The organism is Ruegeria sp. CDSA077, assembly GCF_059612265.1.
Map to the genome: position 1 here is coordinate 260,661 of NZ_JBXWQG010000001.1, position 22,111 is coordinate 282,771.

Consider the following 22,111-nt stretch of genomic DNA (forward strand, 5'->3'; position numbering starts at 1 on the left):
GCTCAAGCCGCCAGATATGCGGATTGCAAGACCGCGTTATTTGCTAGTTCCGACGGTGCACCGGCAGCGGCAACAGCGCCATTCGCCAGCACGACAGCATGATCGGCAATGTCCAGGGCAAGAGCCGCGTTTTGCTCGACCAGAAGCACTGAAATACCGTCGGCTTTCAATTCTTCTACGATGTCGAAAATCTGATCCACGACCTGCGGCGCAAGGCCAAGCGACGGTTCGTCCAGCAACAGCAAGCGCGGTCCGCTCATCAAGGCACGTCCCACCGCCAGCATCTGTTGTTCGCCCCCCGACAAAAGCCCCGCCATCTGACGGCGGCGTTCGCCTAGGATCGGGAAACGCTCTTTCATCTCGGCCAAACGTTTGGCGCTGAGCGTCTCGTCGCCCAGAATTGATCCGGCCAGCATAAGATTTTCTTCGACCGTCAGCTGCGCAAACACGCGGCGTCCTTCCGGTGAAATGGCCACACCCGCCCGCACAATGGAGTCAGGTGCAGCCGCTGTCATATCCTTGCCAAAAAGGGAAACAGCGCCCGATACCACGGGCAAAGCACCTGCGATGGCCATTACCGTCGTTGTCTTGCCTGCGCCATTGGCCCCTAAAAGCGCCGTTATGCCGCCTTTGGGGACGATCAGGTCAATGCCCTGAACCGCGCGGATTGGGCCATAGCGGACGTGCAAGCCTTGGATATCGAGTGCTGTTTCCATTGGGTTCAGACCTTACGGCTGTGGCAGGATTGCGGGATCAGCTGAGGTGCGCAGGACAAACTCTTTTTCGCCTGCATCGGTAATCCGTGCGACCACAACATCACGCAGAGGCATCCGGTCGGTCCCCGCGAAAGTGAAGTTGGACATGATACCCTCACCATTCTCAATGCCGGCCATTGCGGCAGTCACGGCATCAGGGTCTGTCGTGCCAGCCGCTGCGACAGCATCCTCGATCATATGCGCAATATCGCAGCCATTTACGTAGTAATTGTTGTCCGGCGTGATCCCCTTTGCAGCAGAGAACCGCGTGATGAAATCGGCATAGGCAGAGCCTTCGTCTGGGAAGCCACCAGATGTATGCGTTACGCCTGTGACGACATCACCAAGGCCGCGTACGGTTGGTGAATCGAGTACGTCACCTCCCATCACCTGGGTATCAATCCCGGCACCCCGCAGCGCACGGATGAAGGCCGGGAAATCAGGCTCCCACGCCCATGTGACGATCACGTCCGGGGTGGTATCCGCATTCTTGATGGTCGTCACGATGGCAGAAAAGTCCGGCTGGTTCAGCGAATAGTTGCTTTCCCCGACAACGGCACCACCAAGCGATGTGAAGGCCTCGCCAAAGTACTCGGGCCCACCCAATGTGTAGGCACTGTCTGGGGATTTCACGAGCCAGACACGTTCGAACCCTTGCTCGCGTGCGTGGCCTGCCAGTACGGCGGCCTGTTGGTTGTCCGCGGGGTAACTGCCAAAGACATGTTCACCGACTTGCGTCAGAACCGGGGCTGTTCCGGCAAAGGTCATTGTTGGGATGCTGTCAGCCGCTGTGATCTGGGCCGCGGCGATTGTCGGATCGGCATCGGCTGACGCCACGATGAACTGCGCGCCGTCATCGATCATTTCCTGTACAACTTTAACGCCTTCGGCGATGTCAGACCGGGTGTCGCGCACAATCAACTCAACCGGTGTTGTGCCGTTCAGGCCCCCCTTGGCGTTCATTTCGTCAATGCAGAACTGGAACCCGGCATAGGCGGGTCCGTCATAGGGGGCCAGATAGCCCGATTGCGCGGACATTACGCCGATTTTATAACTCTCAGCCATCGCTGTTCCAGCCAGGCCGGTGATAACTGCTGTTGAAAGAAGAAGGGCATTACGTATCATTTTATTGCTACCTCTGTTGGTTGACTTCGGTTGGTTTCGCTAATTTCTGCTTTTTGGGCTGTGCGCCCTTTGCCGATGTAAGCCTCGATGACTTTGGGATTTGCGCGCACGTCTTCAGGCGTGCCTTGCGCGATGACGCCACCTTGGTGCATCACCACGATCCAGTCCGACAGGCGGTTCACGAACCTCAGGTCATGATCGATCAGAAGGACACCGATGCCGCGTGTTTTGCCGACCTTAATCAGCCGATCAGCCAGATCATCTGTTTCGCCAGGATTCATGCCAGCGGCCGGTTCATCCAGTAAAAGAATCTTAGGGTCTTGTGCCAAAGCGCGGGCGATTTCCAGGCGCTTGCGGGCACCATATGGCAGGCTGTCGGCGCGATACCCGGCGACTTCCCCAAGATCAAAGGCATCCAGTTCACGCAGGGTGATAGCCGCGGCAGTCTTGCAGTCGTGACCTGCGGCCAAAGCGGCAACAAGAACATTTTCGTAGGCTGTCAGACCGCTGAACAGGCGCAAGTTCTGGAAGCTACGCGAGACACCAAAGCCTGGCACTTTGTGATGCGCGACACGGGTCAGATCAACCTCGCCCATATGCGCAGAACCGGTGTCCGCCTGATAGGCGCGTGTCAGCAAGTTAACAAGCGTGGACTTGCCAGCACCGTTGGGGCCAATCAGGCCAGTGATGCGCCCAGTCGGAGCTTCGAAACTGACGTCTCTCACGGCTTTGACGCCTGCGAAACTTTTTGACAGGTTTGATGCTTTCAGCGTGGCTGGGACGACGGGCTCGGGCGTGCGCGCAGGAGTTACTCGGGACTTCAGGCGCGCGAGCAGATTTGCATCGGCGCCAGGGCCAAGTTCAAAGCCTCCGACCAGACCCTGAGGTCGCGCCCAGATCACCAGCAGGATGGCAAGCCCCAGGACAATCGTCGTCAGGCCAAAGACCTCGGGCAAGGTGACGCCAAGCACAGTCGAGCCGCCTTCGAACTGGCGCACAGTGTCCTGCAGCAGCGTCACCGCGATCACCCCGACCACTGCGCCGCCAACCGATGACATACCGCCGACAATCATCATGACCACCTGCGCAAAGACGAGCCCAAGGTAGAAGGATGCGGGTGAAAATGCCCCCAGCATATGCCCGTAAAGTGCACCCGCGACTGTCGCCATGGTACCAGAGGCACACCAAGCGATGAATCTTGTGCGTCGGGCATTGATGCCAAGTGCTGTTGCGGCATCCTCATCGTCACGGGCCGCGCGGGAAAACAGGCCCAAACGGCTTTCGCGAAACCAACGGGCCAGCAGGATTGCGACCGTGGCCGCGCCGAGGGCCAGAACCAGATCTGTCACCCTTGGCACACCGTAAAACGTCTGGCTGCCGCGTGTGATTTCGCGTGCGGCGATGGCCACGCCATGGGCGATGATCAGCAGGCCAAGCGTGGCAATCGTGGCAGACGCACCCACAAGCCGAGCGATGGCGCTTCCGGTTAGAGCTGCAAAGGCAAGTCCCGCAAGGGCGACCACCGGCAGCGACACCCAGATCGTTACTTCATGGCCTGCCAGAAATGACGGTAGATCCGGTAGGGCAGAACGTTGAAGAGCAGCAGGCATGGTGAGAATGCCTGACAGATAGGCGCCTAGCGCCAAAAACGCGCCATGCCCGAAAGACACAATGCCCGTGTTGCCGCAATAAATCGCAAGGGCCACTACAGCGACCACATTGACACACATCTGTACAGCAATCCGCTCGCCAGTGCGTCCAAAAATCAACGTCAGCCCAAGCACCACAGCCAGCAGCACAGCAACCGCCGCCGCCGTCCGGAGCAAGTTGGACGCCCGCAAGCGTCCGGGATGTGTATGAAGGGGGGCGATGCTCATGAGGGAATGTCCCCTACCGCTGTAAGGATTGCGTCTGCCAGCAGATCCGCCCACAGCCCGACTTGCGATTGTTCGCGGATTTGATCGTTTCGAATTTCAATCAGGCAATGCACAAGCTCACGGGGTTCTGCATGCGCTGGAATAAACCAATCGCCCTCAGTTTCGATCTGATAGGGCTTGTTCAACGCAAAGGTCATGTCAGGGCGGAGCTGCGCGATATGTGCCATCAATGCTTTGGCAGCACCGCCTGTACCGCGGCTTAAAAAGCCTGCCTGCCAAGGCCGGTCCTTGCCATCGAGATGCGGTGTAAAGGAATGGATCGAAAACGCGGCACGACGCGGACGGTTGGCAAAGAGCCGATTCAACTCTGCATCCATAGGTCGAAAGATTTCATCGACACGCATGGCCCGGCTCAATTCGGTGATCGCGCTGTTCCCCGGCACCTCAACCTGGTCGCTGATCGCAGGGACCGCCAAGGGGCTGTCAGGGGGACGGTTACAGTCAAATACCAGCCGTGAGTAATTTTGGACGACGAGAGGCGCGTTCAACTGTTCAGCCAACTGGCGCGCTACATCCTCGGCACCAATGTCCCAGCCGCGGTGGCTTTCAATGACGTCGCGGTGGACGCCCAAATCTCCAAGCATCTCGGGGACCGCATTGCCTGCATGCTCACACAGCAGCACGATCTCCGACGTGCTATCCGCATTAACGACGTCAATCGGCGCAGGATCGTTCGGCCCCAATAAGGTATGAGTACACAAATTCATGCAGCTTGGACCGCACGGTGTGTGTATCGTCTTATCATACCGAGCAGATCCTTGGGATCGTGCGGGTCGGCAATCAGATCCAGCATTTTGCTTGGGGCGCCGTCAGTCGCTTTTTGATGCAGCCAGCGTGTGGCCGAGAAATCCTCGACCACAAAGCCAACACCATCAAAAACCGTGATCTGATCTTCGGAGGTTCGTCCCTTTTTAGAACCGGTTAGAACCTGCCACAGTTCGTTGACCGCGTGATCCGGGTCGAGTTGCTGGATATCGCCCTCGATGCGCGTCTGTTTTGGGTACTCTACAGAAATATCATTGCGCATCAGAATATCCTGTAGCCGATACTCGCAGGGGTTTTAGCTGATTTTGGGGCCAATATTCGCGTCACCATCGCCGATGTTGCCACCGTGCGAAGCGCCGTCAGAAGGGTCATTTCAGAAAAGGGCTGTGGATAGCCGGGATCAACAGAGGCCAGCACACCAACGGCGGTTAGGGTTTGCAGGCCGACCTTGGTGTTCGATGGGTGCCCGTTCACGGATTTGAAGGTGTGATCCACACCATCAGAGCTTGGCATCAGTTCAATCACACCCGCCTTAGAATGGGACGCAACGCGCGGTGTTTTGTCAAATACCGGCCAGGGTTTGAAATCGGCTTCGATCATATTGGCCAATTCCGCAAGGCAGTCCCGTAGGCCATGCTTGTGGACCAGGTCCCGCATGTTTTCGACGCTGACAAATGGAACTAATGCTCTGTCAGAGGGCGCACTCATCAGTATGTTCCTTCATACGCGGCGCATTTCTGTGCTGTGTCCAGGTCTTTTACCGCGTCGATTTCTGCAGCCTTATGGGCGGCGTAGACGCTCGCGAAATCTGGTCCGAACCAACCGGTGACTGTCGTATCCGCCTGAAACGCCTCAAGGGCGGCCTCAAGCGTTTCGGGCAGGCGTACAAAACCACGCGCCGTGAGATCATCCGCTGACAGAAGCGACAGGTCTTCCTCGGTCGGCGCGGGCGCTTTCAGCCCATCTTCGATCCCCTGAACACCAGCATGTACAACAGCGGCCAAAGCCAGGTAGGGCGACGCCGCTGCATCCGCCGCGCGGTATTCAATGTTGAATTGTCTGGCGATTGAAGCGGGGTCCTTTGCCGTCACAGGGCAGACCCTTAACGAGGCCTCGCGGTCTCGGAACCCGAGATTGTTATACGCAGCCGACCACCGGTGCGGAGTAAGGCGTTCGTATGACACGACAGACGGTGCCGTTAGCGCCAGAATGTTAGGCAGGTATTTTAGCACGCCAGCAGCGAACCCATCAGTAAGTCTGGACATCCCGCAGGGGCCGCTTGCATCAAATGTGACCGGCTCGCCGGCATCGTCGACAAAGCTCATGTGGATATGAACGCCATTGCCGACGCTCGCCACATCGCGGATTGGCGTAAAGGTTGCAGCCTCACCCAGGTGACGCGCTGCCGAGCGAGTAAGCTCGCGCAGGATTACTGCCTCATCTGCCGAGCGCACACCTTTGGCAGGGCCGATAACGACCTCGTATTGATTGGGGCCGAATTCCTTCATGATACTGTCTGGTTCAAGCCCGTTTTCGGCGAGTGTCGCCATCAGCACTTCGCAAAGCTTCCGCTGAATCTCGAACCCTTCGCGTCCGTATCCCTGATTTTCCACCGCCGGTGGGCTTTTCAGTTGAAACTCGTGCTCGAACGCCGAGATCAGATGAACGCCTGCTACATCATGCAGGCGCTTCAGCGCGGATTTGAGGATAGCGCGCGTACAAAAGGCCCAAGGATCCCCGTCAAGCGTGACGACATCGCCCATCAGGAAATGCTCGGTCACATCTCCAAATGTCGCCCGGGCCTCTGCGTTTGCATCGGGAATCAAAAGCAAATCACCTAGCGCGCCGAACGGGCTGTCAGCGATTATGTCGAAACAGGTGATCTGCACATTGGTAGGGGTCCAGCCGACCCCCCGCACCAGCCGTTTTTCCAACTGATCAGCGGGAAAGGCTTTGCCGCGCACCTTTCCGGCAACATCGGATATGGCAGCAAAAATTAGCGGCAGGGTCATTTTTCATTTTCCTCTTGAGTAAAGCGCAAAGCATCCCAGGCCTTGATACGGTCTCGGGTCTGATCCCAGTTGTCCTCGGCGATCCGCGTCACGATGGCCTCGGTCACCGAGAGAGCCGCTGAGTAAGTATCCCATAAGGTGCCGCTATCAATTGGCACCGGCATGACCTCATGGGCGTGTTTGGCAATCGGTGAAATCCATTTGTCCGTCATCAGGATCACACGGGCATTCCGATCGCGTGAGGCAACAAGCGACAGCTGCTCCAGCGCCGGTTGGTAGCGGCGAAAATCAACAGCATATAGGATATCCCCGGGCCGCATCCGCAACAGATATTCTGGCCAGCCTTCAGGCGTATCAGGCAGATGAAACACATCCTTGCGGATCTGACGCAGGTGGAACGAAAGATGCTTGGCGATCGTATCGCTGATCCGGCCACCCAGCACGTAAACGCTGCGTTTCGGGTCGGTCAGAAGGGTGCAGATCTGGTTAAACTGATCTTCGGTGATCGCATCAGCCGCCATGGCCATCTGGCTGGCCGATTTGGAAATAAAGTCCTTCAGATATCCCCCATGAACGGGCCGTTCCGCCTGGTGGAGTTGAACAGGCGAGCGGTGCCCATCTTTCAATTCCGCGATAAGATCACGTTGGAAATCCTGATATCCATCAAGTCCAATCTTGGTAACAAACCGTGAGATTGAAGGCGGTGACACCTCGGCGTGTTTTGCCAGCTCCTGGATCGAGGAAAGGCCAGCAAATGGGTAATCCGACAGGATAGCTGCAGCAAGTTTGCGCTCTCCGCTGGTTAGCATATCGGCTGCGTTTTCGATGCGGTCTCTGATCAACATGCGCTATATGGTGGTGGAAAAATATTTTCTGTCAATCTAAATTGAATTGACTTTGGAATTTTATTTTCCTTTAGTATGGACGTCATGATCGCCCTCATTCATAAAATTAGACCTCTTGGGCAAACATTTGAAAGCAGAGACAGACATGGAATTGACCCGCGATCTTCCACTAGAACATGACCAATCGGGATTGCTGTTTATTGACGTGCAGAACTTTGCAGCCCACAGGGATGGTGCTGAATTCGAAGGGCTGACAAATGCCGATTTTGACGCAAAGTTTGGCTGGTTTTTTGAGCAGCTGAAATCCCGTATCGTACCTAATATGCAAGCCTTGCAAAAGGGATTTCGCGCGGCAGGAATCGAGGTTCTTTACACAACGATTGAAAGTCTGACCAAAGACGGGCGCGACAGATCTCTGGATTACAAAATCACGGGCTTCAACGTGCCCAAAGGATCCTGGGACGGCAAGGTGATCGACGAACTGGCACCAGCCGATGATGAGATCGTGTTTCCAAAATCTTCCTCCTCAGTCTTTGTCTCGACCCACATAGATTACGTGCTTCGCAATCTCGGCATAAAGCAATTGGTGCTGGCAGGGATCGTGACCGATCAATGCGTCGAAAGCGCAATTCGCGATGCCTGTGATCTGGGCTATCTGGTCACCCAAGTGACGGATGCCTGCATGACCTACACGCAAGAGCGTCACGACAATTCCCTGCAAACGATCAAAGGCTACTGCCGTCAGGTGACGACAGCCGAATTGCTTGACGAAATAGGTCGTGGCTAGGTCGGTGAGGCGCCCAGCCGATCCGTTTGACGGCGCGTCTCAGGCGTTACCCACACCCGTTTTCTCGCCAAATTCCGATTTTCCCCTGCGCGTCAGTTCAACCTGTCATCATCCAAAAAATCGCTCAGAAATATTGACGAGGCACACTCAAAACAGCATGTGAGATCAGAGACAAACCCACACTTTTCGGTAAAACGTCCAAGCATTATCTGCCCTCACCACATGTTTTCCTTGATGCAGCGAATGCCAGTTTCAGAGTGACATACTAAAAAGGCTACATAAGTGGTCACGGATTTGCCGATACACAAAGCAAATGCCAGGTTGAAACCAATTTTTTGATCGGTATCGGGGCCTTGGGAACAGCGGTAAGGCCACGAGCGTTGTAATTGCGTCTCCAAGTGGTTATATAGAGACCACTAAAGTTCTGGTTTTCTGCAGCCCTGGCGTATCGCCTGCTAGAGTGAACTAAGTTCTTCCATCATGAAAATTCAGCTGTCACGTCCTCTACTTGGATATGATGTTTGGGAAAGTTGCCGATGTTATCGCGCACGACCACATCGCTTGTGACGTTAGTTGATCCGTTTGTGGTGATCAGACGCACCGATGGCTTGCCAATAAACCACAACGCAACCGTTGATCAAATGAGCTTCCGATAGGCAAGAACTGCGCCTATCGACCATCGCGTCCTGAGAATGGCCTGGGCGCAAGATCAAGATTGCGCAGAAAGACATAAAACAGCGAGGCGGCGCTTTCTCCGCCAGAGGAACTAAAATGACATTTCCAGAATGGACGAAACCAGGCATCTACGGTGCTTTGTGTGGTGCGATTGCGGTCTCAATCCTTGGCTTTACCTGGGGCGGATGGACAACCAGCGGCAGCGCTCAAGAGTTGGCGAAAGACCATGCAAGCGAAGAAGTAACGCTTGCGATGGTGCCGGTCTGCCTGAACAGGTCAACCGCTGATCCCAAGCGCGAAGAAATAATCGAAACACTGCAAGAGGCCTCTGGCTTCAACCGCCGCAAGGCCATGATGGATACAGGTTGGGCAACACTGCCGGGGTCAGATTCGCCAAGCCGCGACCTCGCAGATGCCTGTATCGCGGGGCTTGAGCTGGATGGATCATAAGGCAAAGGCAATGCCGCAACTCTTTCGGACGACTTGGCGCGCAAATCTGTTACTAGGCATTCAGATGAGTGCGGCGCTGATCGGGTTTACACTCGGTGCTTTGCTTTTATTTTCGATGCCTGCATTCTCTCAATCTACATCGCAATCGGTGCCAGAAAATGCCACTGCAACGAGTTACGGTGACGGTTGGAAATGTAACGCCGGGTATAGGTTGAGTGGCGACGTCTGCGCGGCTGTTATAGTGCCAGCAAATGCCTATCCGACCAACCGTACCTATGGTTTAGGTTGGGAATGTCTTCATGGTTTTCGCGAGAACGATGAAGCGACCTGTGTTGCGGTGATTGTACCCGATGGCGGATTCCTTGATTCATCAGGTGAACGTTGGCATTGCTCGCGCGGTTTTCTCAAAATCGATGACACGTGCCAAGAAATCGTCGTACCCGCAAACGCTTATCTGGCTGATACGACCTATGGACCCGCGTGGGAATGCAAACGTGGGTTCGAAGCATTGGACGACCGTTGCGTCGCCATTGTGGTCCCGGCCAACGCGTATTTGAATTCATCAGGATACGGCCAACCCTGGACATGTGAACGTGGATATTTTGTACAGGATGGCACGTGCGCGGCCGTCGTGATCCCTGAACATGCCTACTTGGACGATGCAACGTACGGCACGGGATGGAAGTGCGAGCGGGGATACGCGACCTCAGGTGTGAATTGCGAAACAATAGAGATTCCTGCGAATGCCCATCTTGACAGGTCCGGAAACCGTTGGAACTGCAACAAGAATTTCAAGTCATCTAAAGGCCTGTGCGTTCTCGATAACTGAGCGCGCGGCGCGACTATTTCGACTTTGGTATCCGATGGTGACGACCGTGTTGCCTTGGGTGTCGACCACACAAAGGAAACATCATGAAAACCGACTTTAACGTGGCAAACACGATCCGTCGTCCTGTTAGCGGGGCGCAGGCGCCGCCATTTACCAGCGACGAACCCATAAGATCAACTTCTGCCACTCAGATCATCTTGCCGCCAACTGCGATTGTCTATTGCCAAGGTAACTTTGCCAAGGCGGATGGCAAAACTGCAAATGGCCTCGTTCGCCATTCAGAGGCCTATAGGATCCTGTCTGTCATAGATAGCGATCACGACGGCAAAGACAGCGGGTTGGTTCTTGACGATACTGTAAACCACATTCCGGTCTTCAGAAGTCTGGACGCTGCTGTTGTCCATGAAGCCGTAATCCCAGATACCCTCATTTACGGGATGGCACCATCTACGGGCAGGCTCTCATCGACAGATCGTGACGTTGTTCTCGACGCGATATCACTTGGTATGAACATCGTCAGTGGATTGCATGAGTATCTGGGCGATGATCCAGAAATCGCCTCTTTTGCGGCCGAACGCAAAGTCACCATCCGAGATATTCGCAAACCTAAACCCAGCAAGGATATGCGCCTGTTCGATGGAAGTATTGCAGGTGTGAAAGCACTGCGCATAGCGGTTCTTGGGACCGACTGCGCCATTGGAAAACGGACAACAGCGACCGTATTGGCCCGTGCTTTGAACGCAAGAGGCATCAAGACTGTCCTTGTTGGTACCGGCCAGACAGGTTTGATGCAGGGTGCAAAATATGGGGTGGCAATGGATGCCGTACCACCGCAGTTCTGTTGCGGCGAACTTGAAGGCGCGATTGTTGACGCATCCGAGGTTGAACGACCCGATGTCATATTGATCGAAGGTCAAGGAGCGTTGAGCCATCCGGCGTTCTGCACATCCGCCTTTATCCTGCGGGGCAGCCAGCCGGACGCCGTAATCCTCCAGCACGCTCCAAAGCGCGCGCATCGCTGTGACTTTCCCAATATGCCGATGCCCAAGCCTGCAAGTGAGATTGCCCTTATCGAAGCATTTGCTGACACAAAGGTCATTGGTGTCACGCTCAATCATGAGGGGATGTCCGAGGCCGAAGTAACCGACACGATCGCCGCACAGTCACAAATACTCGGGCTGCCGGTAACGGATGTACTCAGCCGGCCGGCTTCGCATTTGCTTGCAATGGTTGTTGCCGCTTATCCTGGGTTACATCACTCGACACCCGTGGCTGCGATATGAGTACCCCTCGCATTGAGGTGCATCTGAGCAAGATACGTCACAATGCGAAGACTGTTGTCGAGCGCCTCAAGACACGCGGCATCGGTGTCACCGGTGTGACCAAGGCAGTGTGCGGGCATCCAGCCATCGCTCAGGCTATGCTCGACGGCGGCGCTGTGGGGCTTGCGGAAGCGCGGCTTAGTAACGTGCGAAGGTTACGCAACGCGGGCATGACATGCCCGATCACATTGATCCGTACACCAACGCTGAGCCAGGTCGATCAGGTCATCCAATACTGTGAGGCGAGCTACAATACAGAAATCCTCGTGATTACCGCTCTGGCCGCCGCCGCGATCCGGAAAGACTGCATTCACGGCATTATCCTGATGGTTGAGATGGGCGATCTGCGCGAAGGGATCATGCCAAAAGACCTCGGCTCAGTTGCACAGCAAGTGGTGGACATGCCCGGTGTTACGCTGAAAGGCATCGGAGCGAACTTTGCATGTCTGGGGGGGATTGCCCCGAATGCTGCAGATATGGAGGCCCTATCTGACCTAGCGAATGAAACAGAGGGGCAGTGTGGTCCCTTCCTTCACACGGTATCTGGCGGAAACTCGGCCAACCTTCCTTGGGCCCTCGGCGGACACCCAGCTTGTCGCATCAATGATCTAAGGCTGGGGGAAGCAATACTTCTGGGCGTTGATCCGGTTTCCGGAGATCAGATAGGCGGGATGTATACGGATGCATTCACGCTTGTCGCTGAGGTAATTGAAACAGGGTCCAAACCTGCATCTCACCCTCAGAGCATCTGCGATCCGGTATTCAAAAGACTTCACCTCGTCCCGAAAAGCGGACAGAGCACACAAATAATTCTGGCCGTTGGTCAGCAAGATACGGACATTTTGGGGCTTTCGATGCCCCCTGGATACAGGTTTATCGGTGCAACAAGCGATCATCTTGTCGTTGGCACTTACCATTCGACGCAAAGCGTAGGATCGGAAATGAAGTTCCAAATGAACTATAGTGCATTGATGAATGCTATGTCCGCTCCTGACGTTAAGACAAAGCTGCTCCGTGGTAGTCATTCACGACACGCGCATGTCTCTCAAGGATCAGGCAATCACCTGGCATCGATTTGAACACTCAACTGATAAATGCACCGTTGAAAACGGTTAGGAGAATAACCATTGGCAAAGCTGACAAAAAAAACTGTCTTCAATGCACACGTTCCCAAGGCGGAAACACCGATGGACAAAACAACGCGGATCGTTAGAGAAATGGTCAACGAAGAAGCAGAGCAAAGACAGATCAAGAATGCCCGGCTCCGCAAAACTCGGCTCGAAAGGGATGCGAATACAATATCTGAAGCCTGTCCGCCGAAGCCCGTCAAAAAGCGGTGACAGGATTGTCGCCCCTTCTTTTTGCGCGACTTGAATGATCGAAACACGAACAAAGCGGCTAGCGAGCATTGTTTTTCGCATACATCAATCGCACCCATACTCATTTTACGGATACTGCCATGACAATCTCAGATGAGAGCTCAGAAAAAATTCACTATATCTGCCAGACATATGTGGAAAACAAGCCCGGTCGCGGAGGGCAAGGAAGCTTGAAAATTGGCAAGCAATTTGAATATTCCACGGCGGCAGAGGCACAAAACAGAGCAGAAAGGGAAGCGCTATCCGACGATTGCGCTGGCGCTGATGCCTACATGGTCAGTGAGGACCCGAACAGTGGCGAGGTCGGGGCGCCGAGTTTCATCATTAGGCTTGGAAATGTTCCGGAATTTGATGAGTTTTAGATCTTGAGCAGGCTTCAGTTTAACTCTCTAAACTCACATTAATTGCGGCATTAGATCGACAAAAAGTAAATCTATTTGGTGCCAGAAAAACAGACCATTTTGGGCGTGGGTTTTGCCAAGAAACTGCGCCATGAATACCGGAAAAAAGCAGTTTTTAGTGTAGGCGCAGCGAGAAATCCCAAGGTGCAGGTCGGGCTCGTTTGATACTTTCGTGGTATCCAGCGTAAAGGATCGTTCTCTTACTTCGAGCCAGATTTTGACGTGAAGGCCAAAGCGATCTGGCCTTTCATATTGTGCAACAACTAGATTGAGTAGAGGTATTGCGCATCTGGGACATACGTCAGATTTGTTCGACCTTCACGGAATCAAGCGGGTAGAAGGCAACATGGCCTTTGATGTCTAAGGCAGAATGGATCGGGTCTTCATAGCTCCAAGCAGCGTTTTCAGTGACCGAGGATTTGTTGACGATCGAAAAATGCGTGGCTTGGCCCTTGTGTTTGCACTGCGTGACCTTGTCGGTAACATCCAGAAATGCCATCGCGATATCGGTACGAGGGAAATAGATGACCGGATCAAGATCGCCCTCGAGCAATTCCAGAGCATTTGTGGTTTCACCCAGAATGGCGCCTCCTGAACGGACGCTCCATTTGCCTGGTGTCTTGCGAATGGTGATCTCGGTCATCTTTGCTCTTTCCTCTGGTCCGGTTTCCCGCTTGTCCACTGCCCGGTATATGTAACGATGCGGTGTCAGATCGGTGCGGTTGCGGCATCCAACCATAGTTGGGCGTCATCTCCCAGCCTTGGTCGAACTTTTTCGGCAACTTCGCGGTGATATGCGTTCAGCCAGTCGCGTTCGACTGCCGTCAGCATATCGGTCAGAACCAAGCGTCGGTCGATAGGGACATAGGTCAATGTGCGCCAATCCAACATGGGACGTTCCGCGTCACCACTTGGCAGGGTAGCGGCAGACTGCACCACCAAAAGGTTTTCAATCCGGATTCCAAAGGCGCCTTCGCGGTAGTAACCCGGTTCATTCGACAAGATCATGCCCGGCAGCAAGGGCTCATGGCTGGCTTTGGACAGACGCTGAGGGCCCTCATGCACACTCAGATAGGCACCGACGCCGTGCCCGACACCGTGATTAAAGTCCTGACCCGCTGCCCATAGGGGCATACGCGCCACGGATTCGATATCACGTCCAGCCAACCCGGCAGGCCAGCGCAGCATAGACATGGCGATCATGCCTTTCAGCACGCGAGTAAAGCAGGCTTTTTCTTCTTCACCCACATTGCCGATAGCAATGGTCCGGGTGATATCAGTCGTGCCATCCAAATATTGTCCGCCGCTGTCCAGCACCAAGATATGACCGTCTTGCAGCAGGCTGTCGGTTTCCTCGGTCACCCGGTAATGCATGATCGCGCCATTGGGTCCTGTCCCTGCAATCGTATCGAACGAGATATCCTGCAGGGCATTATCCTTGCGCCGGTTCTCCTCAAGCCGAGTGACCATCTGCGTTTCCGTAACATTGCCAGCGGCTTGCGCATCCAGCCAGCATAGCGTTTCGATCACAGCGACAGCATCGCGCAGATGTGCCTCGGCACTGCCTGCGATTTCGGCAGGGTTCTTGCAGGCTTTGGGCAGCGCACAAGGGTCGCCGCCATCGACCATCTGCCCCTCTAGCACATCGGCCACTGCCTGTGGCAGCGTACCAAGATCAACCTGAACCTTACCGTCAAGCGCTGCGACAGCCGTCAAAAACGTGTCCGGCGCATGAACTGTGACTGAATCGGCCATCGCCACGTTCAGCTTTTGGTGCGCCATGAACAGATCCACGCGGCCATCCGCATGCAGTATAGCAAACCCATGCGCCACCGGGTTGTACCCGATATCGGAGCCCCGAATGTTCAACAACCACATGATCGAATCGGGCAGGGTAATCACCGCTGCGCTACAGCCCGCGTCCTGCAGGGACTGCGCCAGACGCGCGATTTTGCTGTCTGCGCTTTCGCCCGCGAATTCGATCGGGTGCAGCTTTACCGGGTTCATTGGTGGATCGGGTTGATCCCGCCAAACCCGGTCCACCAGATTGTCGCTGCGCACCAGTGTAATATCGCGGCCTTCAAGGTCGGTCTGCGTTTTCGCGATCTGACCCGCCGAATGTAGCCACGGATCAAAGCCAACCCGACCACCCTGCGGGAGTTGTTCCTTTAGCCACGCGGCAAGGCTGACCTCGGGCCATGGAACAGGTGTGTAATCGGCGGCGACCTGCGCTTTGACCTGCGTGCGATAACGTCCGTCAATGAAGACGCCGGCCTTATCTGCCAAAACCACGCAGAACCCGGCCGAACCTGTGAACCCGGTCAGCCAGGCAAGCCGTTCGTCGCGCGGGGCCACATACTCGCCTTGATGCACATCCGCGCGCGGGACCAAGAAACCGTCCAACCCGTCGCGTGCCAATTCGGTCCGCAGATCGGCCAGCCGGGGCGGGCCCTGTTCCGGCCGTGCGGTCACGGCGAAGGACTGAAACATGTCATACCTCTATCAGTTTGGAGCGCGCGACGCCATGTTATGGAAAAGGCGATTCAGCCTACTCTCTTCATTCCCATCACCCGTGCTCGTGCGCGCGGATCACTGTCAAACAGAGCGGCCAGTTGCTCAGTCATGGCTCCGGCCAGTTGCTCGACATCCGTGATGGTCACGGCGCGGTCGTAATACCGGGTCACGTCATGGCCGATGCCGATGGCAAGCAATTCCACCATCTTGCGCTTTTCGACCATCCCGATCACATCGCGCAGGTGCTTTTCCAGATAGTTTGCTGGGTTCACGCTGAGCGTTGAATCATCGACCGGCGCCCCGTCCGAGATTACCATCAAAATCTTGCGCTGCTCGCGCCTTGCCGTCATCCGGCGATGCGCCCATTCCAGCGCCTCGCCGTCGATATTTTCCTTCAGCAGACCTTCTTTCATCATCAGCCCCAGATTGGGCCGGGCGCGTCGCCACGGGGCATCTGCGCCTTTGTAGATGATATGGCGAAGGTCGTTCAGGCGACCGGGCTGCTGTGGACGGCCATCGTTCAGCCAGGCCTCACGCGCCAGTCCGCCTTTCCACGCTCGCGTGGTAAAGCCCAGAATCTCAACCTTGACGTTGCAGCGTTCCAGCGTGCGTGCCAGAACATCCGCGCAGATCGCCGCGATCGAAATAGGTCGCCCGCGCATCGAGCCCGAATTATCCAACAGCAGCGTCACCACCGTATCGCGGAACTCAGTGTCCTTCTCGACCTTAAAGCTCAGCGGTGTGGTTGGGCTTGCAACAACACGCGCCAGACGGCCCGCGTCCAGTATGCCTTCTTCGCGGTCGAACTCCCAGCTGCGGTTCTGTTGCGCCTGCAACCGGCGCTGCAATTTGTTGGCCAAACGGCTGACGGCGCCTTTCAACGGTTCTAGCTGTTGATCCAGATAGGCCCGAAGGCGTTCCAGCTCAGCGGGCTCCGCCAGATCCTCGGCGGCGATCTCTTCGTCATGGGTGCTCAGGTAGACCTTATAGTCGGGATCAGCATCGGATGCAGGCGGAGGGGCAGGCGGCTCCAGCGGGGCCTCGCCCTCGGGCATCTCGGCCTCTTCTCCCATTTCATCCTCGGCCATCTCATCCATGGAGACTTGGGCCTGAGACTGATCCTGCTGTTCTTCCTGTGACTGCTCAGGGGTCGCATCCGCGTCCTGTTCGTCCTGATCATCCTGACCAGTGCTGTCGGGGTCGGGCTGTTCTTCGGCGTCGTCTTCGGCCTGATCTTCCTGATCTTCGTCCAGCTCATCCGGGTCATCGCCCAGCTGATCGCCATAGCCCAGATCCTTGATCATCTGGCGTGCAAACTTGGCGAATTCGGCCTGGTCCGAAAGCACCTCGTCAAGGTTCTCCAGTACGCCCCCTGCCTGATCTTCGATAAACCCGCGCCACAGGTTCATGACATTGTCAGCCGCAGGCGGCAGGTCGCGACCAGTGGCCAGATGCCGGATCAGATAGCCGGCGGCCACCGAAAGAGGCGCGTCAGCTGGCTGTTTGCACTGATCATACCCACGCCGGATCGCTTCGTGCCCGATCTTGACGTCGATGTTGGACGCAGTGCCTGGCATGTCCCGTGCACCCATCGCTTCGCACCGGGCCACCTCCATCGCCTCGTACAGATCGCGGGCCATGTCACCCGGAGGCGCATAGCGATTATGAGTAGCATCATCGTGATAGCGTCGCTGCAAAGCCAAAGCATCCGCGGTCCCGCGCGCCAACAGAACCTCTTCCCGCGTCATGCGCCGCGAGACCTGAGGCAACCGCATCGACTCACCCGACAGGCCCGACGGGTCGACCGTATAGCTCACCGTAAGTTCCGGATCGTCGGCCATCACTTTGGTGGCTTCGGCCAGAGCTTTCTTGAACGGATCAGCGGGGTTGTCTTTGGGTTTGCTCATCGGTGGCAGGTCCGGTCTTGTTCTACTCGGGCAACCTAGAGCCAATCATAGGTCTTGACCATAGGGTCGGCCTTGTTTTCCGGGTAATCAGCGGCACGCCCGAATTGCATAAACGCCGGACCTGTAGAAAAGGGGCAACGCCTGGCTTCTGCGTGGCCTGTGATTCTAACTGGGGGTGACTTTTCCGTCAGTACAATGCAAAACGAACGGTACACGAACGCGTGATATAGTTATTTGTTTGGGACGGTTTTATGGGACTCAGAAGACAATTTCGAAAATTGTTCGGGATCAAAAGACAGACCATAGAATTACAGCCCTCCGGCTGGCTAGCCGAGAATGTTTTCTGTCAGTCACCCTCAACGCCGCTGAGTGAGATAGTTCACGTTTTCGATCCCAAATACAAAGATCCTGACCCAATCAACCTGGTGCATATCGTCAATTTCTTTTCTTTCGACGGAGCGATGAATGATGTGCAGCGCGCTACGTTGGATAGCATGGTGACTGCCAAATCAGATCCGTTGGCTGGTGAAGGTGAAACAACATTGGTGCAGGTTCCGGTGCATGGGGACGAAGATCTGATTCAGGCCCATTTCGGCCTGCAAGTTGCGACAAAACTGGAACGCACGGTTCTGGATGTCGGAACGTTTCGAATTCCTCGGCCTTTGCCACTTTTGTTTGATATTCTGGAAAAGGGTGCATCCGTTGCTAAACCCGGAGATTTTATAATCTACACTAATGCAGATATTTGTCTTCAGCCCTATTTTTATGGCGCGGTACGTCAGCTTATTGCGGGTGGTTTCGATGCCATCACGATCAATCGCCGGACATTTGGCGATGCGCATGGGTTTTCCCATGACCCCCTGTCTATGGGCGAGGTTGGTATGCAGCATCCGGGTTTCGACTGCTTTGTTTTTTCCAAAGAAGTTTTCGATCAATTTGTTCGCACAGATTCCTGCCTCGGGATGTCTGGGGTCATACAGCCAATGCTATTCAATCTCGCTGCGCACTCGAAACGAATGCTGATGCTCAAGAATGTCAGTCTGACGTTTCATTTCGGCGATGATCGGCCGTGGAAAACCCAGGACTTTGATGATTATGCCATGCATAACTTTACAGAAGCGGCGGATAGTTTAACCAAATTGGCGGAAGACGTCAGTAAACGCGGTCATCTTCGCGAATTCTGTGACAATCACATTGGAATCTGGAAACTTGACGACGATGGACTGCTGGCTCCAGGTGCGGCTCAAGAAGTTGCACAGGCACATTTGGCCAATAATGCATAAAGGCTAGCTTTCGTAGCTTTTGATGATGTGGCCCTGCCAGAGCTTCCGAAAGCCTGTGCCACGCACAAGCCCCCGGAAATTCCGTATAATTTGTTATCCCAAGCTGGTGCTTGCAGCGCTTTCCGGGAGTTCCTCGTCAAAACACCGCTGATAGAACTCGGCCACTGTCTGGCGCTCCAGCTCGTCGCATTTGTTCAGAAAGGATAGGCGGAAAGCATAGCCGACATTGCGGAAAATCTCGGCGTTTTGGGCCCAGTTGATTACCGTTCGGGGGCTCATCACGGTCGAAAGATCACCGTTCATGAAGGCGGTCCGAGTCAGATCGGCAACGGTGACCATCTGAGCGACGATCTTGCGGCCCTCGGCAGTGTTGTAGTGCGGCGCTTTGGACAGAACGATCATCGTTTCTGCGTCATGGCTAAGGTAGTTCAGCGTCGCGACCAGAGACCAACGGTCCATCTGGGCTTGGTTGATCTGTTGTGTGCCGTGATACAGGCCGGTTGTGTCACCCAGGCCAACAGTATTGGCGGTGGCAAACAGGCGGAAATACTTGTGCGGGGTCAGAATCTCGTTCTGGTCCAGCAGGGTCAGGCTGCCATTGGTTTCCAGAACGCGCTGGATCACAAACATCACGTCTGCGCGCCCGGCATCGTATTCGTCAAAGACGATCGCAACAGGGTTACGCAGAGCCCAGGGCAGAATTCCTTCGTGGAAATCCGTAACCTGCTTGCCGTCGCGCAGTTTGATCGCGTCCTTGCCGATCAGGTCGATCCGGCTGATATGGCTGTCGAGATTCACACGCACAGCCGGCCAATTCAGGCGTGCGGCAACCTGTTCGATATGGGTCGATTTACCGGTGCCGTGATAACCCTGAATCATCACGCGGCGGTTATGGGTAAACCCTGCGAGGATTGCCAGCGTCGTATCTGGGTCGAACTTATATGTCGGGTCGATCTCGGGAACCCGTTCTGTCTGTTCGTAAAAGCGTTTGACCTGCATGTCAGAATCGATGCCGAACACATCTCGGACCGAAATCTCTTCTGTTGGTTTTGCGTTTGCGTCAATCGGCCAATCCATGCCTGTCGTCCTTATCCTGATACCGCGGCCCCCGCGCGGGCTTCTGAACCCGTGTGTGGTGCAACATATTGCGGGTAAGGGCAAGGGGAAGCGGCGAGGCTAAAAGACTGAGGCGCAGTTTCATTCGTATTGACGCACTCGGCATACCGCCTCCGTTCGTTTCAGATAAAGGCACAGTGCCCAATCGGTTTACACATAAGGAGATGGTCTTGGTGAAATTGCACTTTTACATCAGGCGATATTGTTGGCCAGCAGGCAACAATATGCATTCAAATATGAAAATATCACTTAGTTTGGGGGTAACTGTGTTTTAGACTGAACATATTAGTGAGTTTTGATGGGTTCCGAGTGAGGTAGTTTATGAGAAGCTTGGTTCAGTCTGCTTTCAGTTCTGTACTTTCCATGGTCATTTGTTGGCGCATTCGGTCGTCAGCATCCTGGGCCTGACCAATGGCTTTTGATGCCCTTCTTCATACTGTCAACAGCACTGGCCGCGGAGACCTGATCGTTCAGGACACGACCGTTCCTGCCATTATCTCTGGCTCTACGATCTCGTTCGACGGTGGGGCAACGTTCCAGACCTACACATATCTTGGCCAAGGCAATTACCGTGGAACAGGGGAATCTGGCGAGTTCATTCGGGTGGGCGGCCAGGTTTATGCCTGGGACACGGCGAACCCGACGGGCCCGATGACATTGGGGAACTGGAAGATCACGACCTCGGATCTTGATCCAACAGACCCACCCTGTTTTGTTTCCGGGACTTTGATTGATACCGACAACGGACCGGTCCCGGTCGAGAAATTGGTTGTTGGCGACAGGGTGCTCGTCTCGAATGGCGGGGCAACGCCTATTGTCTGGATCGGCAAAAGGGCTCTTAGCACTATGGCTTTGCACAGCAGGCCAAAGTTCAGACCTGTCTGCATCCGGAGAAATGCCCTGGGCAAAGGGGTGCCGGATCAGGATTTGTACGTGTCGCCTCAGCATCGGATCGTGCTGGAAGGCTGGCGGGCCGAGTTATTGTTTGGCGAAGCAAAGGTTTTTTCGGCTGCCATCCATTTGGTCAATGGCGATGCGGTCTATCAAGTGTCGCCCGATAAGCCGGTAGAATATTTTCACATTGCCTGCGAACGGCACGAGATTTTGACATCCAATGGCGTGCGCAGCGAAAGCCTGTTTCTGGGCGACAGGGCGCTGCAATCCTTTCACCGCGAAGACGTCGACGAATTGCGCGCGCTATTCCCTGAACTGTGTGCTGAGGCGTCGGTTCCTCGAACGCGGTTACGTTGCTTGAAACGCCCCGAAGTGCTGGCGCTGCAGGGTATGGCCAGCAATTAAAACGCCTATTTAAAGTTCCGGCTGTCTTTGATCTGGTCCCAGGCCCAGACAACCTCTTGCAGCTGCTCTTCCTGCGAGCGGTCGCCGCCGTTCATATCGGGGTGCAACACCTTGATCAGCTTTTTATAGGTCTTTCGGATTTCGGCCTTGGACCAGCTGTCATTGGCTTCCAGAATCTCGATAGCGCGACGTTCGGTCGGGGGCAGGCGGCGGCCGCCTCCGCCTGTAGTGCGCCCTTTGTTCTGGGTACTGTTCGCGCCCAGCACCTGGTGCGGGTCTTCGATTCCCAAACGGGCCCAGGCACGTGCCTCGGGATCGCCCAAGGGTTTGGTTTCACGCTCCCAGACTTTGTCCTTAGACTGTTGAGCATTCATTTCGGCCTCGGTCGTGCCGTCGAAGAAATTCCATTTCTGGTTATACTCGCGCACATGCTGCTGGCAGAACCAGAAGAAATCATCCAAAACATCCGGTGCTTTCGGGGCCCGAAATTTACCAGGCTCTTCACAGCCCTCATGGTCACAGATTCGCACCGAAGTTTCAGACGCGCCAGACATACCACGCCGTCCACGCGGGTTTTTTTTCTTCGCGCTGGAGACGGACATATCGAATCCAAATGGGTCTGATTTCGTCATGCTATGATCCTTAAGAACGCATCTTCTCGACTCGGAGGCAGCAGTTTAGTCTAAGCAGCCGAAAGTAGAAGAGGGGGG

20 protein-coding genes and 1 pseudogene are annotated in these 22,111 nt (G+C 55.2%); 9 read left to right on the plus strand and 12 right to left on the minus strand.

Annotated elements, in window-relative coordinates; all coding sequences use genetic code 11:
• Positions 1–2: 2 nt before the first annotated feature.
• From AC2FLE_RS01340 to AC2FLE_RS01370, 7 genes and pseudogenes are all read right to left on the minus strand, one after another.
• On the minus strand, positions 3–716 hold the full coding sequence (locus tag AC2FLE_RS01340; protein WP_496694826.1) for an ABC transporter ATP-binding protein: 714 nt from the start codon (positions 714–716) through the stop codon (positions 3–5).
• A 12-nt stretch (positions 717–728) separates the two neighbouring features.
• Positions 729–1,880: an ABC transporter substrate-binding protein gene (locus AC2FLE_RS01345; protein WP_496694827.1), complete on the minus strand. Its 1,152-nt coding sequence runs from the start codon at positions 1,878–1,880 to the stop codon at positions 729–731.
• Positions 1,877–3,757, minus strand: a complete 1,881-nt coding sequence (locus AC2FLE_RS01350) for a branched-chain amino acid ABC transporter ATP-binding protein/permease (RefSeq protein ID WP_496694828.1) — start codon at positions 3,755–3,757, stop codon at positions 1,877–1,879. The genes AC2FLE_RS01345 and AC2FLE_RS01350 overlap by 4 nt, the downstream gene beginning before the upstream one ends.
• The gene (locus tag AC2FLE_RS01355; protein WP_496694829.1) at positions 3,754–4,524 is read right to left on the minus strand and encodes an N-formylglutamate amidohydrolase; all 771 of its coding nucleotides are present in this window, start codon (positions 4,522–4,524) and stop codon (positions 3,754–3,756) included. Before AC2FLE_RS01355 ends, AC2FLE_RS01350 begins: the two co-directional genes overlap by 4 nt.
• Positions 4,521–5,290, minus strand: a pseudogene (locus tag AC2FLE_RS01360) (Rossmann-fold NAD(P)-binding domain-containing protein). The gene AC2FLE_RS01355 and the pseudogene AC2FLE_RS01360 overlap by 4 nt, the downstream one beginning before the upstream one ends.
• On the minus strand, positions 5,290–6,594 hold the full coding sequence (locus AC2FLE_RS01365) for a glutamine synthetase family protein (RefSeq protein ID WP_496694830.1): 1,305 nt from the start codon (positions 6,592–6,594) through the stop codon (positions 5,290–5,292). Before AC2FLE_RS01365 ends, AC2FLE_RS01360 begins: the two are co-directional and overlap by 1 nt.
• Positions 6,591–7,439, minus strand: coding sequence for a MurR/RpiR family transcriptional regulator (locus tag AC2FLE_RS01370; protein ID WP_496694831.1), 849 nt, complete (start codon positions 7,437–7,439; stop codon positions 6,591–6,593). Before AC2FLE_RS01370 ends, AC2FLE_RS01365 begins: the two co-directional genes overlap by 4 nt.
• 145 nt (positions 7,440–7,584) lie before the next feature.
• Between AC2FLE_RS01370 and AC2FLE_RS01375 the strand changes: the two genes are divergently transcribed.
• From AC2FLE_RS01375 to AC2FLE_RS01405, 7 genes are all read left to right on the plus strand, one after another.
• On the plus strand, positions 7,585–8,226 hold the full coding sequence (locus AC2FLE_RS01375; protein WP_281994901.1) for a cysteine hydrolase family protein: 642 nt from the start codon (positions 7,585–7,587) through the stop codon (positions 8,224–8,226).
• A gap of 771 nt (positions 8,227–8,997) precedes the next feature.
• Positions 8,998–9,351 (plus strand): hypothetical protein, encoded by a 354-nt coding sequence (locus AC2FLE_RS01380; RefSeq protein ID WP_496694832.1) that lies wholly within the window; start codon positions 8,998–9,000, stop codon positions 9,349–9,351.
• Positions 9,341–10,180, plus strand: coding sequence for a hypothetical protein (locus AC2FLE_RS01385; protein WP_496694833.1), 840 nt, complete (start codon positions 9,341–9,343; stop codon positions 10,178–10,180). Before AC2FLE_RS01380 ends, AC2FLE_RS01385 begins: the two co-directional genes overlap by 11 nt.
• Positions 10,181–10,263: 83 nt before the next feature.
• Entirely contained in the window at positions 10,264–11,463 is a 1,200-nt protein-coding gene (locus AC2FLE_RS01390) for an N-acetyltransferase DgcN family protein (protein WP_496694834.1), read from the plus strand.
• Positions 11,460–12,581 carry an alanine/ornithine racemase family PLP-dependent enzyme gene (locus tag AC2FLE_RS01395; RefSeq protein ID WP_496694835.1) on the plus strand — a complete coding sequence of 374 codons (1,122 nt, stop codon included), beginning with the start codon at positions 11,460–11,462 and terminating at the stop codon, positions 12,579–12,581. Before AC2FLE_RS01390 ends, AC2FLE_RS01395 begins: the two co-directional genes overlap by 4 nt.
• Positions 12,582–12,629: 48 nt before the next feature.
• Entirely contained in the window at positions 12,630–12,842 is a 213-nt protein-coding gene (locus AC2FLE_RS01400; protein WP_496694836.1) for a hypothetical protein, read from the plus strand.
• A 119-nt stretch (positions 12,843–12,961) separates the two neighbouring features.
• Entirely contained in the window at positions 12,962–13,243 is a 282-nt protein-coding gene (locus AC2FLE_RS01405) for a hypothetical protein (RefSeq protein ID WP_282021446.1), read from the plus strand.
• A gap of 340 nt (positions 13,244–13,583) precedes the next feature.
• On the opposite strand, the gene AC2FLE_RS01410 is transcribed toward AC2FLE_RS01405, so the two are convergent.
• The 3 genes from AC2FLE_RS01410 to cobT form a co-directional block, all read right to left on the minus strand.
• Complete coding sequence (locus AC2FLE_RS01410; RefSeq protein ID WP_142634990.1) at positions 13,584–13,925, minus strand: DUF427 domain-containing protein; 342 nt, start codon at positions 13,923–13,925, stop codon at positions 13,584–13,586.
• 65 nt (positions 13,926–13,990) lie between these two features.
• Positions 13,991–15,772, minus strand: coding sequence for an aminopeptidase P family protein (locus AC2FLE_RS01415; RefSeq protein WP_496694837.1), 1,782 nt, complete (start codon positions 15,770–15,772; stop codon positions 13,991–13,993).
• 53 nt (positions 15,773–15,825) lie between these two features.
• Positions 15,826–17,703 (minus strand): cobaltochelatase subunit CobT, encoded by a 1,878-nt coding sequence (cobT, locus tag AC2FLE_RS01420; RefSeq protein ID WP_142634986.1) that lies wholly within the window; start codon positions 17,701–17,703, stop codon positions 15,826–15,828.
• 251 nt (positions 17,704–17,954) lie between these two features.
• On the opposite strand from cobT, the gene AC2FLE_RS01425 reads away from it, so the two are divergent.
• Complete coding sequence (locus AC2FLE_RS01425) at positions 17,955–18,986, plus strand: hypothetical protein (protein WP_496694838.1); 1,032 nt, start codon at positions 17,955–17,957, stop codon at positions 18,984–18,986.
• A 93-nt stretch (positions 18,987–19,079) separates the two neighbouring features.
• Here AC2FLE_RS01425 and cobS read toward each other — a convergent pair whose 3' ends face one another.
• The gene (gene cobS / locus AC2FLE_RS01430) at positions 19,080–20,063 is read right to left on the minus strand and encodes a cobaltochelatase subunit CobS (protein ID WP_496690879.1); all 984 of its coding nucleotides are present in this window, start codon (positions 20,061–20,063) and stop codon (positions 19,080–19,082) included.
• A 450-nt stretch (positions 20,064–20,513) separates the two neighbouring features.
• Here cobS and AC2FLE_RS01435 point away from each other — a divergent pair, with 450 nt between their 5' ends.
• Positions 20,514–21,401 carry a Hint domain-containing protein gene (locus AC2FLE_RS01435; RefSeq protein WP_496694839.1) on the plus strand — a complete coding sequence of 296 codons (888 nt, stop codon included), beginning with the start codon at positions 20,514–20,516 and terminating at the stop codon, positions 21,399–21,401.
• 5 nt (positions 21,402–21,406) lie between these two features.
• Here AC2FLE_RS01435 and AC2FLE_RS01440 read toward each other — a convergent pair whose 3' ends face one another.
• Complete coding sequence (locus AC2FLE_RS01440) at positions 21,407–22,033, minus strand: J domain-containing protein (RefSeq protein ID WP_496694840.1); 627 nt, start codon at positions 22,031–22,033, stop codon at positions 21,407–21,409.
• Positions 22,034–22,111: the final 78 nt, after the last annotated feature.

Coding starts and splice junctions, on each gene's coding strand:
- AC2FLE_RS01340 (WP_496694826.1), bottom strand. CDS start 716: ATGGAAACAGCACTCGATATCCAAGGCTTGCACGTCCGCTATGGCCCA.
- AC2FLE_RS01345 (WP_496694827.1), bottom strand. CDS start 1,880: ATGATACGTAATGCCCTTCTTCTTTCAACAGCAGTTATCACCGGCCTG.
- AC2FLE_RS01350 (WP_496694828.1), bottom strand. CDS start 3,757: ATGAGCATCGCCCCCCTTCATACACATCCCGGACGCTTGCGGGCGTCC.
- AC2FLE_RS01355 (WP_496694829.1), bottom strand. CDS start 4,524: ATGAATTTGTGTACTCATACCTTATTGGGGCCGAACGATCCTGCGCCG.
- AC2FLE_RS01365 (WP_496694830.1), bottom strand. CDS start 6,594: ATGACCCTGCCGCTAATTTTTGCTGCCATATCCGATGTTGCCGGAAAG.
- AC2FLE_RS01370 (WP_496694831.1), bottom strand. CDS start 7,439: ATGTTGATCAGAGACCGCATCGAAAACGCAGCCGATATGCTAACCAGC.
- AC2FLE_RS01375 (WP_281994901.1), top strand. CDS start 7,585: ATGGAATTGACCCGCGATCTTCCACTAGAACATGACCAATCGGGATTG.
- AC2FLE_RS01380 (WP_496694832.1), top strand. CDS start 8,998: ATGACATTTCCAGAATGGACGAAACCAGGCATCTACGGTGCTTTGTGT.
- AC2FLE_RS01385 (WP_496694833.1), top strand. CDS start 9,341: ATGGATCATAAGGCAAAGGCAATGCCGCAACTCTTTCGGACGACTTGG.
- AC2FLE_RS01390 (WP_496694834.1), top strand. CDS start 10,264: ATGAAAACCGACTTTAACGTGGCAAACACGATCCGTCGTCCTGTTAGC.
- AC2FLE_RS01395 (WP_496694835.1), top strand. CDS start 11,460: ATGAGTACCCCTCGCATTGAGGTGCATCTGAGCAAGATACGTCACAAT.
- AC2FLE_RS01405 (WP_282021446.1), top strand. CDS start 12,962: ATGACAATCTCAGATGAGAGCTCAGAAAAAATTCACTATATCTGCCAG.
- AC2FLE_RS01410 (WP_142634990.1), bottom strand. CDS start 13,925: ATGACCGAGATCACCATTCGCAAGACACCAGGCAAATGGAGCGTCCGT.
- AC2FLE_RS01415 (WP_496694837.1), bottom strand. CDS start 15,772: ATGTTTCAGTCCTTCGCCGTGACCGCACGGCCGGAACAGGGCCCGCCC.
- cobT (WP_142634986.1), bottom strand. CDS start 17,703: ATGAGCAAACCCAAAGACAACCCCGCTGATCCGTTCAAGAAAGCTCTG.
- AC2FLE_RS01425 (WP_496694838.1), top strand. CDS start 17,955: ATGGGACTCAGAAGACAATTTCGAAAATTGTTCGGGATCAAAAGACAG.
- cobS (WP_496690879.1), bottom strand. CDS start 20,063: ATGGATTGGCCGATTGACGCAAACGCAAAACCAACAGAAGAGATTTCG.
- AC2FLE_RS01435 (WP_496694839.1), top strand. CDS start 20,514: ATGGCTTTTGATGCCCTTCTTCATACTGTCAACAGCACTGGCCGCGGA.
- AC2FLE_RS01440 (WP_496694840.1), bottom strand. CDS start 22,033: ATGACGAAATCAGACCCATTTGGATTCGATATGTCCGTCTCCAGCGCG.